This is a genomic window from Cellulomonas sp. SG140 (assembly GCF_025770785.1).
Taxonomy (GTDB): domain Bacteria; phylum Actinomycetota; class Actinomycetes; order Actinomycetales; family Cellulomonadaceae; genus Cellulomonas.
Window position 1 is genome coordinate 239,209 of record NZ_JANZLA010000002.1, and the last position, 12,566, is coordinate 251,774.

The 12,566-nt window shown below is 73.2% G+C and carries 11 protein-coding genes; 5 read left to right on the forward strand and 6 right to left on the reverse strand.

Annotation, left to right across the window (positions count from 1 at the left end; translation table 11 throughout):
- Positions 1-103: 103 nt before the first annotated feature.
- A complete protein-coding gene (locus N0B34_RS04950) occupies positions 104-1,291 on the forward strand; it encodes a hypothetical protein (protein WP_263730194.1) in 1,188 nt (395 codons plus the stop codon).
- Between the two features lie 78 nt (positions 1,292-1,369).
- Here N0B34_RS04950 and N0B34_RS04955 read toward each other — a convergent pair whose 3' ends face one another.
- From N0B34_RS04955 to N0B34_RS04970, 4 genes are all read right to left on the reverse strand, one after another.
- The gene (locus N0B34_RS04955; protein WP_263730195.1) at positions 1,370-3,184 is read right to left on the reverse strand and encodes an AMP-dependent synthetase/ligase; all 1,815 of its coding nucleotides are present in this window, start codon (positions 3,182-3,184) and stop codon (positions 1,370-1,372) included.
- A gap of 121 nt (positions 3,185-3,305) precedes the next feature.
- Positions 3,306-5,960 carry a valine--tRNA ligase gene (gene valS, locus N0B34_RS04960; RefSeq protein ID WP_263730196.1) on the reverse strand — a complete coding sequence of 885 codons (2,655 nt, stop codon included), beginning with the start codon at positions 5,958-5,960 and terminating at the stop codon, positions 3,306-3,308.
- 51 nt (positions 5,961-6,011) lie between these two features.
- Positions 6,012-7,109 carry an alpha/beta hydrolase gene (locus tag N0B34_RS04965; protein ID WP_263730198.1) on the reverse strand — a complete coding sequence of 366 codons (1,098 nt, stop codon included), beginning with the start codon at positions 7,107-7,109 and terminating at the stop codon, positions 6,012-6,014.
- 137 nt (positions 7,110-7,246) lie between these two features.
- Complete coding sequence (locus tag N0B34_RS04970; RefSeq protein WP_263730199.1) at positions 7,247-7,810, reverse strand: CGNR zinc finger domain-containing protein; 564 nt, start codon at positions 7,808-7,810, stop codon at positions 7,247-7,249.
- Between the two features lie 84 nt (positions 7,811-7,894).
- Between N0B34_RS04970 and N0B34_RS04975 the strand changes: the two genes are divergently transcribed.
- The 3 genes from N0B34_RS04975 to cofE all read left to right on the forward strand — a co-directional run bounded on the left by N0B34_RS04975 (position 7,895) and on the right by cofE (position 10,819).
- The gene (locus tag N0B34_RS04975; protein ID WP_263730200.1) at positions 7,895-8,914 is read left to right on the forward strand and encodes an EamA family transporter; all 1,020 of its coding nucleotides are present in this window, start codon (positions 7,895-7,897) and stop codon (positions 8,912-8,914) included.
- A gap of 70 nt (positions 8,915-8,984) precedes the next feature.
- Positions 8,985-9,998 carry a TIGR03557 family F420-dependent LLM class oxidoreductase gene (locus tag N0B34_RS04980; protein ID WP_263730201.1) on the forward strand — a complete coding sequence of 338 codons (1,014 nt, stop codon included), beginning with the start codon at positions 8,985-8,987 and terminating at the stop codon, positions 9,996-9,998.
- The gene (cofE, locus tag N0B34_RS04985) at positions 9,995-10,819 is read left to right on the forward strand and encodes a coenzyme F420-0:L-glutamate ligase (RefSeq protein WP_263730202.1); all 825 of its coding nucleotides are present in this window, start codon (positions 9,995-9,997) and stop codon (positions 10,817-10,819) included. Before N0B34_RS04980 ends, cofE begins: the two co-directional genes overlap by 4 nt.
- Before the next feature lie 43 nt (positions 10,820-10,862).
- Here cofE and N0B34_RS04990 read toward each other — a convergent pair whose 3' ends face one another.
- Together N0B34_RS04990 and N0B34_RS04995 are read right to left on the reverse strand one after the other, a co-directional pair.
- The gene (locus N0B34_RS04990) at positions 10,863-11,249 is read right to left on the reverse strand and encodes a YbjQ family protein (protein ID WP_263730203.1); all 387 of its coding nucleotides are present in this window, start codon (positions 11,247-11,249) and stop codon (positions 10,863-10,865) included.
- A gap of 56 nt (positions 11,250-11,305) precedes the next feature.
- The gene (locus N0B34_RS04995; RefSeq protein ID WP_263730204.1) at positions 11,306-11,863 is read right to left on the reverse strand and encodes a MarR family winged helix-turn-helix transcriptional regulator; all 558 of its coding nucleotides are present in this window, start codon (positions 11,861-11,863) and stop codon (positions 11,306-11,308) included.
- 79 nt (positions 11,864-11,942) lie between these two features.
- Here N0B34_RS04995 and N0B34_RS05000 point away from each other — a divergent pair, with 79 nt between their 5' ends.
- Positions 11,943-12,563, forward strand: a complete 621-nt coding sequence (locus N0B34_RS05000) for an NADPH-dependent F420 reductase (protein WP_263730205.1) — start codon at positions 11,943-11,945, stop codon at positions 12,561-12,563.
- Positions 12,564-12,566 lie beyond the last annotated feature (3 nt).

The window sequence follows — 12,566 nt, forward strand, 5'->3', positions numbered from 1 at the left end:
TGGCGCTCGGCCGCACGGGTGGCGGAAGGTAGGAGCGTCAGCCCCGGGGCCACCGGCCCCGCCGAGGTCGCCGGGGACCGTCGAGCACCGAGGAGTCCTCTCGATGGATCTGCACTGGCTCAAGCCCCTGCTCGGGCGTCCCGCTCCCTTCACCACCGTGTACCTGGATGCGACCCCGTCCCAGCTGTCCGCTGAGGCGGAGGCGGCGGACCGGTGGAAGGCGGTGCGCCGCGCGCTCGAGCGGGACGGGGCGCCGGCCGCGGTGCTGGACCAGATCGGTGAACGCCTCCAGGTGCCCGACGGTCGGCGCACCCCGCACGGCCGGGTGCTGGTGGCGGACGCCTACGGGCTCGTGGTGGACCGGTTGCTGTCCACGCCGCCTGCCCAGTCCCAAGGCATGTTCGGGCCGGCTCCGGCGCTGCTGCAGGCCATCCACGCCGCCGACGAGACGGTGGACCTGCTCGTCGTCGCGGTGGACCGCAACGGCGCCGACCTGCAGCGGGTGCAGGCGGGGGAGCGTGACGCCAAGCCGACCACCGAGGTGGTGCAGGGCGGTCACGACGAGGTGCACAAGACGCGCGGCGGTGGCCTGGACCGGCGGTCCCAGACCCGTGCCGAGGACTCGTGGCAGCGCAACGCGGAGGCGGTCGCCTCGGCGCTCGACCACCGCGTCGCCGAGGACCCGCCGGACCTCGTCGTGCTCACCGGTGACGTGCGGGCGGTCGCGCTGGTTCGTGACGCCGTCGGGCAGCCGGTGCGGGACCTCCTGGTCGAGGTGCCGGGTGGCGGCCGCGGCGAGGGTGTGCACGAGGAGGCCTTCCACGCCAAGAAGGTCGAGGCGGTGGACGCCTACCGCGCCCGACGCCGTGCGGCGACCCTCGACCGGTTCCGGCAGGCGCTGGGCCAGGGGAACGCCGCGGTGACGGCCCTGGACTCCGTGGTGGAGGTGCTGCGCCGCGGCCAGGTGGCCGAGCTGGTGCTGGGCGACGGTTCGGCGGCGCTCACGCAGCGGACGCTGTGGGTGGGTCCCGACCCGCTCCAGCTCGCGACGAGCGCCGGAGACCTGGCGGCGATCGGCGTGACGTCCGGCGAGGCACGGTCCATGCCCTGCGACGTGGCGCTGCTGCGGGCGGCCCTGGGCCAGGACGCGGGGGTGACGTTCGCGGGCGACGGTGAGGCCGAGCTGGTGGACGGTGTCGGCGCGCTGCTGCGCTGGTCGGACGGCTCGACGCCCAGCGGTGGGCTGCTGTCCCAGTCGGCCGATACGGCCCGGCTGCGCACGCTCGTCTGAGGCCCACCGGGTCGAACCGTCCACGGCGAGGCCGCCGGTACCCCACGGGCGTTCCGGCGGCCGCGCCGGCTCGGCGCGTCAGTCGTGCTGGCGGGTGTCCTCGTACAGCTCGTCGATCTGCGCCGCGAAGTCCTTGAGCACCTGGGCGCGCTTCACCTTCAGCGACGGGGTCAGGTACCCGTTCGCCTCGGTGAAGTCGGTGGTCAGCACGTGGATCTTGCGGATGGACTCGGCGCGGGACACCGCCTCGTTGGTGCGGGCGACGGCGCGGTCCAGCGCCTCCAGGACGGCCGGGTGCACCGCGGCCGTCTCGACGTCCATCGGCGGCAGGCCGTGCATCGCCAGCCAGCCCGGCAGCATCTCGGCGTCGAGCGTCACCAGGGCGCCGATGAACGGTCGCTGGTCTCCGACGACGACGACCTGGCTGACCAGCGGGTGGCCGCGCAGCCGGTCCTCGAGGAGGGCGGGCGCGACGTTCTTGCCCCCGGCGGTGACGATGATCTCCTTCGATCGGCCGGTGATCCGCAGGTAGCCGTCCTCGTCGAGCGAGCCGAGGTCGCCCGTCTTGAACCAGCCGTCCACCAGCACCTCGGCGGTCTGCTCGGGCAGGTGCCGGTAGCCACGGAACACGTGCGGCCCGGCGACCCAGATGGCGCCGTCGTCGTCCACCCGCACGCTGGTGCCGGGGAAGGCCGGTCCCACGGTCCCCACCTTGGTCAGGCCCGGGCGGTTCACCGCCGTCGGGGCGGTCGTCTCCGTCAGGCCGTAGCCCTCCAGGACGCGCACGCCGATCCCGCGGTAGAAGTGGCCGAGGCGCTCGCCGAGGGGCGCGCCTCCGGACACCGCGAACTCCGCCCGACCGCCGAGCGCGCCGCGCAGCTTGCGGTGCACCAACCGGTCGGCCAACCGGTGCTGCAGCGTCAGCACCGGGTTGGGGCCCGACGGGGTGTCGAGCGCCCGTGAGTACGTGATGGCGACCTTGGCGGCCCACCGGAAGATGCGCAGCGGCAGACCGTCGCCGGCCTTCTGCTCCGCGGAGTTGTAGACCTTCTCGAACACGCGCGGGACGGCGAGCACGAACGTCGGTTGGAACGCTGCGAGGTCCGCGATCAGGTTGCGCGCGTTGGGCGTGTGGCCCATCACCGCGCCGGACGGCACGCAGAGCACCTCGATGAAGCGGGCGAACACGTGGGCGAGCGGCAGGAACAGCAGCGTGCGCGAGTACGGCTTGGCGCAGACCTCGCCGAGGCCGGCGACGCCCTCGCGGGTGATCGAGACGAAGTTCCCGTGGGTGAGCTCGACCCCCTTGGGGCGGCCGGTGGTGCCGGACGTGTAGATGATCGTGGCGAGGGAGGCGCCGTTCGCCAGGGTGCTGCGGGCGGCGATCTCCTCGTCGGTCACCTGGGTGCCACGCGCGACCAGCGTTCCGATCGCGTCGTCGTCGAGCACCAGCACCTCGATCAGGCCCGGCAGGTCGTCGCGCACCTCGGCGACGGCGGCGGCGTGGTCGGGCGTCTCGACGATGGCGAGTCGGGCGCCGGAGTCGGACACGATCCAGCGCACCTGCTCCGGGGACGACGTCTCGTAGACCGGCACGCCGACGGCACCGGCCGCCCAGCACGCGAAGTCCACGACGGTCCACTCGTAGCGGGTGCGGGACATGATCGCGACGCGGTCGCCGGCCTGGATGCCCGAGGCGACCAGTCCCTTGGCGACGGCGTTCACCTGGTCGACGAACTCCCGGACCGTCACCTTGGTCCAGCTGCCGTCCGGACCGCCGGAGCGCTCGGCGAAGACGCCGTCGGGGTCCCGCGCGAGCCGAGCGGCGAGCATGCCGGGGATGGACAGCGCGGGATCGTCCTCGACGAGGGTGGGGGAGGTGAACTCGACCATGGGTGCTCCAGGTGCGGTGATGTCGGACCGACCCTAGTGGCTGGCAAGCGCGCGCCAGCCCGCCACGAGGGTCGCGGCGGCGCCGGGGCGCGGTGTCGACGCCGGGTCGGTCCGTCGAGGGTCAGGCGCGCTGCTCGGCGACGCCCAGCTCCGCGTCCCGCGCCACCGACGAGCCGTCCTCTCCGCTGACCAGGTGGAGCGTCCCGGTCACCCGGCCGGCGGCGCGCAGGTCGGTCAGCGCGAGCTCCACCGAGGTGCGCGCCGCGGCCGGGACCGCGAGCGTCACCGCCGTGATGGGCGTGCGCATCGACACCTTGGCCTCGGACTTCACCTTGCGGAGGGCCGCGAGGGCCGCACCGGCAGCGGTGACGACGCCGGCGTCCGCGTCACCCGCCGCGACGCGCAGCGGCTCGGCCGTCGGCCACGCGGCGCGGTGCACCGAACCCTCGCGCCACCAGGACCAGACCTCCTCGGTGGCGAACGGCAGCACCGGGGCGAACAGGCGCAGCAGCGTGTCCAGTGCGATGCCCAGCGCGGCACGCGCCGAGGCGGCACCCTCCGGGTCGTCCTCCGCGGCGTACGCGCGGTCCTTGACCAGCTCGAGGTAGTCGTCGCAGAACGTCCAGAAGAAGGTCTCGGTCACCTCGAGGGCGCGGGTGTGGTCGTAGGCCTCGAGCGCGGCCGTGGCGGTCTCGACCACGTCGGCCAGGCCCGCGAGCATCGCCCGGTCGATCGGCTGCGTCACGTGAGCGGGGTCGAGCGAGACGGGCTCGTCGGCCGCACCGAACGAGAGCGCGAACTTGCTGGCGTTGAGCACCTTGATCGCCAGGCGGCGGCCGATCTTCATCTGGCCGACCTCGAAGGCCGCGTCCGTGCCGAGCTTGGCCGAGGCCGCCCAGTACCGCACCGCGTCGGAGCCGTGCTCCTCGAGCAGGCCCATGGGCGTGACGACGTTGCCCTTGGACTTGCTCATCTTCTTGCGGTCGGGGTCGAGGATCCAGCCGCTGATCGCGGCGTCCGACCACGGCAGCGCGCCGAACTCCAGGTGCGAGCGCACCACCGTGGAGAACAGCCAGGTGCGGATGATGTCCTGACCCTGGGGCCGCAGGTCCATCGGGTACACGCGGGAGAACAGGTCGTCGTCGGACAGCCAGCCGCCGACGATCAGCGGGCTGAGCGAGCTGGTCGCCCAGGTGTCCATCACGTCCGGGTCCGCGGCGAACCCGCCCGGCACGCCGCGCTGGTCCTCGGTGAAGCCCTCGGGGCAGTCGGAGGAGGGGTCGATGGGCAGGGCGCTCTCGGCCGGCACCAGCGGGTTGCCGTGGTCGGGGTTGCCGTCCTCGTCGAGCCGGTACCACACCGGGAAGGGCACGCCGAAGAAGCGCTGGCGGGACACCAGCCAGTCGCCGTTGAGCCCGTTGACCCAGTTCTCGTAGCGCACCCGCATGAACTCGGGGTGGAAGCCGAGCTCCGCACCGCGGGTGAGCAGCGCGGCGCGCAGGTCCTCGTCCCGGCCACCGTTGCGGATGTACCACTGCCGGCTGGTGACGATCTCGAGGGGCTTGTCGCCCTTCTCGTAGAAGTTCGCCTTGCGCTGGGTCGCCACCGGCTCGCCGTCCAGCTCGCCCGAGTCGCGCAGGCTCGCGACGACCGTCTCGCGAGCCGAGAACGTCGTCTTCCCCGCCAGCTCCGCGTACAGCGCGCGGCCGCCGTCGGAGGTGATCCAGTCAGGCGTCTCACGCTGCAGGCGACCGTCGCGACCGACCACGGACCGGGTCGGCAGGCGCAGCTCGCGCCACCACTGCACGTCGGTCAGGTCGCCGAAGGTGCAGCACATGGCGATGCCGGCGCCCTTGTCCGGCTCGGCGGCGGGGTGCGCCAGCACCGGCAGCTCCACGCCGAACAGCGGGCTGGTCACGGTGCCGCCGAACAGGTGCTGGTAGCGCTCGTCGTCCGGGTGGGCGATCAGCGCCACGCACGCCGGCAGCAGCTCCGGGCGCGTCGTCTCGATGTGCACGTCGCCGCCGCCGTCGGTGCGGTGGAAGGCGACGCGGTGGTAGGCGCCCGGGTAGTCGCGGGCCTCGAGCTCGGCCTGCGCCACCGCCGTCTGGAACGTCACGTCCCACAGGCCGGGGGCCTCGGCCTGGTACGCCTCGCCGCGGGCGAGGTTGCGCAGGAACGCCGCCTGCGCGACCGCGCGGGCCCGCTCGCCGATCGTCTGGTACGTCCGCGACCAGTCGACGGAGAGGCCCAGGCGTCGCCACAGAGTCTCGAACTGCTGCTCGTCCTCCGCCGACAGGCGCACGCACAGCTCGATGAAGTTGCGCCGGGACACCGGCACCTGGTCGGCGGGCTTGACCGACTTCCCGTCGGTCCCCTGGTGCGGCGGGACGAACCCCTCGACGTAGGGCAGGGACGGGTCGCAGCGGACGCCGTAGTAGTTCTGCACGCGGCGCTCGGTCGGCAGGCCGTTGTCGTCCCAGCCCATCGGGTAGAACACCTCGGCGCCGCGCATCCGGCGGTAGCGCGCCACCACGTCGGTGTGCGTGTAGGAGAACACGTGGCCCACGTGCAGCGAGCCGGAGACGGTGGGAGGCGGGGTGTCGATCGAGTACACCTGCTCGCGCGCCGCCGTGCGGTCGAACGCGTACAGGTCCTGCTGCGACCAGGAGGCGTCCCAGCGCTCCTCGACCCCGTCGAGCGATACCCGGTCCGGTACCTCGCGCACGGCACGGGTTGCCGGGACACGGGGCGACAGGGGGTTCAGCTCGGCCATGGCCGACATTCTCCCAGAAGCGCAGGTGGTGCTGCGCACGGCGGGCGGTCCTCAGTGCGGCTGGTGGGCGGTGAGCCAGTCGAAGGCGGGTGCGGCCATCTCGCCCCAGACGGACCAGTTGTGGCCGCCCTTGTTGAGCACCTGCACGTCGACGGAGACGCCGGTCCCGGCGGCCGCCTTGAGCGCCTGCGCGTCCTTCACCGTGGTTCCGTCCTGCGCGGTGGCCGTCAGCAGGAGGTCCACCGGCGGGTTCGTGCCGTGGGCGGCCAGGGTGCGCAGGTCGGCGGCGGTCCGGTCCGCCGGCCTCGCGGACAGTGCCGGGGCGTCCGGTGCGTCGCTGCCGGACATGCTGATGGCCGTGCCGAACCGGGTGGGCTCCGTCAGCAGGAGGCGTGCGGCGCAGTAGCCGCCGCTCGACAGGCCGACGGCCGTCCATCGTGCGGCCGGATCGGCGTCGAACTCCCGCACCATCAGCTCGCGGACGTCCCGCGTGAGCCAGGTGGCCACCTGAGGGCCGCCGGCGACGTCGGCGCAGTCCCAGTTCTTGCCGCCGACGTTGGTGGTCGCCGCCACGACGATGGTCGGCGGGAGCGTGCCGGCCTGCATGCGGGCCGCCACCTCGGACGCCAGGTGCAGGCCGATGATCGCGTCGACCGGGTTGCCCGGGTATCCGGCGAGGCCGAGGATCACCCGGTACCGCGGGTGACGAGAGGGGTCCCAGCCCGGGGGGAGCGCGACGACCACATCTCCCTCGACACCGGACGCCGTGCCGGTCAGGTGCCCGCGGACGAACCCGTCGGCGGACCGGGTGAACCCCTCCGGGAGCGCCGCCGCGGTCCCCGAGGGTGTGGCGGTGGGTTCCGGTGTGCCGTGCTCGACCGGCGACTGCGCGGCCCCGACGGCGTCAGCGGGGCCGAGGGCACCCCGCAGGTCGCTCCACGACGTGAAGAACTGGTTGACGTGGTTGATCGCGGTGGCCGCCGTCGCCACCGCGAGCAGCTGGCACAGCAGCAGGAGGCCGACCCGCTGCAGCGTGCGCAGCGGCCGTGTCCCCCGCACCCGGTTCCACAGCAGGACGGCGGCCGCCATCGCCGCCGCGACCAGCACGGCGAGGGTGACGACGACGAAGAGACTGTCCGGCCTGGTCACGCCGGGATGCTAGGGCCGCCACGTGCCCGCGCGGGTCCGTTCGGACTCGTCCTCTCGTAGGCCCCCGGGATCTTCACCGGCCGAGCACCTGTGCGTCGCCGTCCGTTCACCAAGGTTCGCCGAGCGCCGGTGCGGCGTCAGCCGTCGGCCGGGTCGGCGGCCGCTCGGCGGGCGCGGTAGGCGGCGACGTGGGCGCGGTTCGCGCAGTTGTTCACGTCGCAGAACCGCCGGGACCGGTTGCGGGACAGGTCGACGAGCACGGCGCTGCAGTCGGGCGCCTCGCAGAGCGCCATGCGCGCGTACTCGTCGGACCGGATCACGTCCACCACGGCCATGGCGGCCTCGACCATGATCCGGATGGGGAGCGGCGCGTCCATGTCCGTGGCGTGCAGGTGCCAGTCCCAGCCGTCGTGGCGCACCAGGTACGGCAGCGCGCCGGCCTCGCGCAGCATCTCGTTCACCACCCCGGCGGCCTCGTCGCGGTCCACGTGCCAGAGCCGGTGCAGGCGTTCGCGCACGGCACGCACCGCCGCGACCTCGTCGTCGTCCCTGTCGTGCCGGCCTGCGTAGCCGAAGTCGGCGTAGAAGCGGTCGAGGTCCGCCACCGACGTGAGGGTGTCCACGCCGTCGCGGCGCAGGCCCGTGTTGACGAGCCAGGCGGCCGCGGTGAGCGACACCTCGGTGTCAGGGGCGAACGTCATTTTGACTCCTGTCGGCGTCTCTGGGTACTGTCACGAGCATAAGTCGCGTTCACCCCTGACATCGGGGCGTTGGAGGGGGTAGTCGTGCGCACAGCGGGATCCCGCGGCGGTGGCGTGGTGGCCGGGCTCGTCGCGGCCGCTGCGTTCGCGACCTCGGGGCCGGTGGCCAAGCCGTTGCTCGAGGCGGGCTGGACCCCGGGCGGCGCGATCCTGTTCCGCCTCTCGTTCGGCGCGCTGCTCCTGCTCGGCCCCGCGCTGTGGGCGCTGCGCGGCCGGTACGGCCTGCTGGTGACGGAGCGTCGGACCCTGCTCCTGTTCGGCCTCGTCGGCGTCGCCGGGTCGACGAGCCTGTACTACCTCGCCGTGGACCGGCTGCCGATCGCCGTCGCCCTGCTCGTCGAGTACACGGCGCCGCTGCTGCTGCTCGGGTGGGCCTGGGCCCGGACCCGCCGCACGCCCTCTCGGCTCACGCTGGTCGGCGCCGCGCTGGCGATGGGCGGGCTGGTGCTGGTGCTCGACCTGACCGGCAGCATCCACCTCGACCCGGTAGGCCTGCTGTTCGCGTTCGCCGCTGCGGTGGGGAACGCCGCGTACTTCGCGATGACGGCACGCCCGTCGCCGCTGCCGCCCGTGGCGGTGGCCGGCTCGGGGCTGGTGGTCGGCGCCCTGGTGATCGGGCTGCTGCTGGTGGTCGGCGTGCTCCCGCTCCGCACTCCCGCGGTCCCGGTGCACGTCGCCGGCACCAGCACGTCGTGGCTGGTGCTCGCCCTGGTGCTCGGAGCGCTCCCCACGGCGTTCGCTTACGGCGTCAGCACGGTCTCGGTGCGCATCCTCGGGGAGCGGACCGCGTCGTTCCTCGCCCTCGCCGAGGTGCTGTTCGCCGTGGTGCTCGCGTGGGCGCTGCTCGGCGAGGCCCCGGCCGGCGTGCAGCTGGTCGGTGCGGTGCTGGTGGTGGGCGGCGTGGCGCTGGTCCGCCGTGGTGCGACGGACGAGTCGGCGGCCCTGCTGGTCGAGCCGGCGTCTGCGGACGTCCTGGTGCTGCCCGTGGTGGACGCGTCGCTGCCGGACGCCGACCTGCGCGAGCCGCAGCCGCTGGCCGTCTGAGCAGGCGTCCTAGGCTCGTCGTCGTGCGCGCGGGACGACCTGGGCCCCGCGCCGGGCGGACGGAGACGATGTGGCAGTGACGGCGAACGGGCTGACGGTCGGCTACGCGGCGAGCCTCGAGCAGTTCCACCCGACCGAGGCGGTCGAGCTGTCGGCCGTCGCCGAGCAGCACGGGTTCTCCGGGGTGATGGCGGCGGACCACTTCCAGCCATGGGTCCCCGCCCAGGGGCAGTCGGCCTTCGTCTGGAACGTGCTGACGGCCGTCGGTGAGCGGACGACCGGTGACTTCGGCCCCGGTGTGACGGCGCCGACCTTCCGCTGGCACCCCGCGATGGTCGCCCAGGCATCGGCGACGCTCGCTGCCATGTACCCCGGCCGGCACTGGCTCGGGCTGGGATCGGGTGAGGCGCTGAACGAGCACGTGATCGCCGGGTACTGGCCCGAAGCGCCCGAGCGGATCAACCGGATGTTCGAGGCGATCGAGATCATCCGCAAGCTGTTCACCTCCTCGATCGCGGGGAAGGACACCAAGCACGCCGGGACGTTCTACAAGCTCGAGTCGACGCGCCTGTGGACCATGCCGGAGGTGCCTCCGGAGATCCTGGTCGCCACCGCGGGCCCGGTCACGGCCAAGCGCGCGGGCCGGCACGCGGACGGCCTGATCACCGTCGGTGCGCCCCTGGAGAAGATCGGCGGGCTGTTCACCCGGTTCGCCGAGGGTGCCCGGGAGGCCGGCAAGGACCCGGACGCGATGCCCAAGGTGCTGCAGCTGCACCTGTCGTGGGCGGCGACGGACGAGGATGCGATGGCCAACGCGATGCACGAGTGGCCCAACGGCGGCATGAAGTTCCCCAAGGGGGACATCCGCTCGCCGTTCGACTTCGAGCAGATGGCGCGGATGGTCCGGCCCGAGGACTTCGCCGGCCGCATGGTGGTCTCGGCGGACCCGGACGTGCACCGGGCGGAGATCCAGCGGTACGTCGACCTCGGGTTCGACCGGATCTACCTGCACAACGTCGGGCGCAACCAGCGGGAGTGGCTCGAGGTGTTCGGGCGGGACGTGCTGCCGGCGCTGAGCCGATGACGGGTGCCGACCGCGAACCGTCCGAGCTGCGGGTCTGGGCACCGGGCGGCGTCGGCGAGGTGCGCACCGGCGACGACCTGGTCGCTCTCCTGCTCGACGCGCTCGCGGCCGACGACGACCCGGACCACCGTCCCGCCGACGGCGACGTGCTGGTGCTGACCAGCAAGGTGGTGTCCAAGGCCGAGGGACGGGTGGTCGCTGCCGAGGACCGCGAGCAGGCGATCACGGACGAGACCGTGCGGGTGGTCGCGACGCGGGAGCACTCCGCCGGTGTGACACGGATCGTGGAGAACCGGCTGGGGCTGGTGATGGCCGCCGCCGGGGTGGACGCCTCGAACACCCCCGCAGGCACCGTGCTGCTGCTGCCGCTCGACCCCGATGCCTCCGCACGGGCCCTTCGGGACGGTGTCGCCGCGCGGTTCGGGGTGACGGTCGGCGTGATCGTGAGCGACACCGCCGGCAGGCCGTGGCGCGACGGTGTGGTGGACATCGCGATCGGTGTCGCCGGCCTGACACCGCTCGAGGACCTGCGGGGGCGGGCGGACAGCTTCGGGCGACCGCTGACCATGACGGTCACGGCGGTGGCGGACGAGCTGGCGGCTGCCGCGGAGCTGGTCAAGGGCAAGGCGTCCGGCCGGCCGCTCGCCGTGGTCCGGGGTTTGGGGCGGTGGGTGACCGCGGAGGACGGCCCAGGCGCGCGGGCGCTGCAGCGGACCGGCCCCGACGACATGTTCCGGCTCGGTACCGCCGAGGCCTACGCGGAGGGCTTCGCAGCGGGCCGGGCCGCCGGCGGCGCGCCCGAGGCACCCACGCAGGCGTAGACGGCGCTTCGACCCGCGCCGACGGTCAGGCCCGAGGCCGAAGTCAGGCCCCGGTGCCCGGGGTGCCGGTCGCGAACTGCGCCGACTGCGGCGTGGCGCCCGGCTCGCCGGCGGCGATCGGCTCGACGACGGCGGCGGTGCCGTACGCGCACACCTCGCTGAACTGCCCGATCGAGTCGGTGTCGAACCGCATCGCCAGGATCGCGTTGGCGCCGCGCTGCTCCGCCTCGGTCACCATCCGACGCATCACCTCGTGCCGGCTCTCGTACATGATCTTGGTGTACTCGGGGATCTCACCGCCGCCGATGGCGCGGAAGCCGGCGGTGAAGCTCGCGCCGATGTTGGTGGAGCGGACGGTCAGGCCCATCACCTCGCCGAGGACGGCGAGCACGCGGTAGCCGGGGAGGTCGTTGGAGGTGACGACGATCATGACGGCGATCCTGCCAGCGACCTCCGTCTCGTGGGGAGGGTGCGCTCGGCTGCTGCTCAGCGGTTGCGGCGCAGCAGCCGGTCGTCGGGGTCGAGCCGCGTGAGCAGGGCGGACGTGATCTCCTCGAGCTGGGCGACCTGCTCGTCCCTCAGGACGTCGATCACCAGCTCGCGGGCGGTGCGCACGTGCCCCGGCGCCGTCCGGACCAGCGTGTCCCAGCCGAGGTCGGTCAGGTGCGCGTTGGTGGCGCGTGCATCCCCGGGGCACGGGAGGCGTTCGACCAGCCCACGGACCTCGAGCCGCTTCACCACGTGCGACAGCCGGGGGAGGGTCGCGCTGGTCCGCTGGGCCAGGCCGGTCATCCGCAGCGTCCGCTCCGGTGCCTCGGACAGCATCGCCAGCACCTGGTAGTCGAAGTGCGTGAGGTCGGCGTCGCGCTGCAGCTGGGAGTCGAGCCGAGCCGGCAGAAGCTCGGCGACGGAGATCAGGCCGATCCACGCGCGCAGCTGGTCGGCGCTCAGCCAGGGCACGTCCTGGCCGTCGGTGCGGACAGGGTCGCAGGCCCGCTTCTCGGTCGCCGGGGCCGGCGGGTTCTCCTCAGTCGCCGTGGTCATGCGCCCAGTCTACGACATCAGTTGACACGTCAACTATTTGGACTATGTTGGTTGTACCGACAAACACATGGAGGTCAGGATGAGCACGGTCACCGTCATCGGCACGGGCAACATGGGGACGCAGATCGCCGGGCTGGCGGTCAAGGGCGGCGCGCAGGTCCAGGTGCTCGACCGGCACGTGGAGAAGGCGGAGACGCTCGCGGCGGCAGTGGGGGCGACCCCGGGCGCGGTCGGCGAGCCGATCACCGGCGACATCGTCGTGCTGGCCGTCCCGTACCCCGCCGTGGCAGAGCTGATCGGCACCTACGGCAGCCAGCTGGCGGGACGGACCGTCGTCGACATCACCAACCCCGTCGACTTCGCCACGTTCGACTCGCTCGTGGTGCCCGCGGGCTCGTCGGCGACCGCGCAGATCGCCGCGCAGCTGCCGTCGTCTGCCGTGGTCAAGGCCTTCAACACCAACTTCGCCGGCACGCTGGCGTCCGGACAGGTGGGCGACGCCCCGACGACCGTCCTCGTCGCCGGCGACGACGTCGCGGCGAAGGCCGGGTTCACCGAGGCCTTCGGTCCCGCGATCACCGTGGTGGACGCCGGCTCCCTGCGCCGGGCCCACGAGCTCGAGGCGCTGGGCTTCCTGCAGATGACGCTGGCGGCCGCGCAGAAGATCGGCTGGACGGGCGGATTCGCCACCGTGCGGTGACCG

Excerpts from the sequence above, each read along its gene's own strand:
- N0B34_RS04950 (WP_263730194.1), top strand. The coding sequence starts at position 104 with ATGGATCTGCACTGGCTCAAGCCCCTGCTCGGGCGTCCCGCTCCCTTC.
- N0B34_RS05000 (WP_263730205.1), top strand. The coding sequence starts at position 11,943 with ATGAGCACGGTCACCGTCATCGGCACGGGCAACATGGGGACGCAGATC.
- N0B34_RS04990 (WP_263730203.1), bottom strand. The coding sequence starts at position 11,249 with ATGATCGTCGTCACCTCCAACGACCTCCCCGGCTACCGCGTGCTCGCC.
- cofE (WP_263730202.1), top strand. The coding sequence starts at position 9,995 with ATGACGGGTGCCGACCGCGAACCGTCCGAGCTGCGGGTCTGGGCACCG.
- N0B34_RS04970 (WP_263730199.1), bottom strand. The coding sequence starts at position 7,810 with ATGACGTTCGCCCCTGACACCGAGGTGTCGCTCACCGCGGCCGCCTGG.
- valS (WP_263730196.1), bottom strand. The coding sequence starts at position 5,960 with ATGGCCGAGCTGAACCCCCTGTCGCCCCGTGTCCCGGCAACCCGTGCC.
- N0B34_RS04995 (WP_263730204.1), bottom strand. The coding sequence starts at position 11,863 with ATGACCACGGCGACTGAGGAGAACCCGCCGGCCCCGGCGACCGAGAAG.
- N0B34_RS04955 (WP_263730195.1), bottom strand. The coding sequence starts at position 3,184 with ATGGTCGAGTTCACCTCCCCCACCCTCGTCGAGGACGATCCCGCGCTG.